The following is a 273-nucleotide window of genomic DNA, read 5'->3' as shown; positions in this document are numbered from 1 at the left end:
CCTCGAACAGGTCCGGCGAGATCCCGGCCGCGCTCACGACTCGCCTCCTCTTCCGATGCCGGCCATCGCGCACATCGGACAATAGCCGACGAGGCCGGTCAGTGCGAAGCCGGCGCCGCCGAGCGCAACCAGCCACGCCGCAGCGCCGGTAAGATACACGAATGTCGCGACCGCCACCGCGACGCCTAAGGCGATCCGCACGGCCTGATGCAGGCCGCCGATGTTCTTTCTGTAAAATGTCATCACATCCTCCGAGATGAGCCGAAGCAAAAT

1 protein-coding gene is annotated in these 273 nt (G+C 64.5%); it reads right to left on the bottom strand.

The annotated features are described in order from the left end of the window. Positions 1–33 precede the first annotated feature (33 nt). Positions 34–243: a YgaP family membrane protein gene (locus AC0L27_RS41330; protein ID WP_473323884.1), complete on the bottom strand. Its 210-nt coding sequence runs from the start codon at positions 241–243 to the stop codon at positions 34–36. Positions 244–273: the final 30 nt, after the last annotated feature.

Source organism: Bradyrhizobium sp. Ken51 (assembly GCF_055807435.1).
The sequence above is the reverse complement of the archived record's forward strand: the minus strand, read 5'-3'. Positions and strand labels throughout refer to the sequence as shown.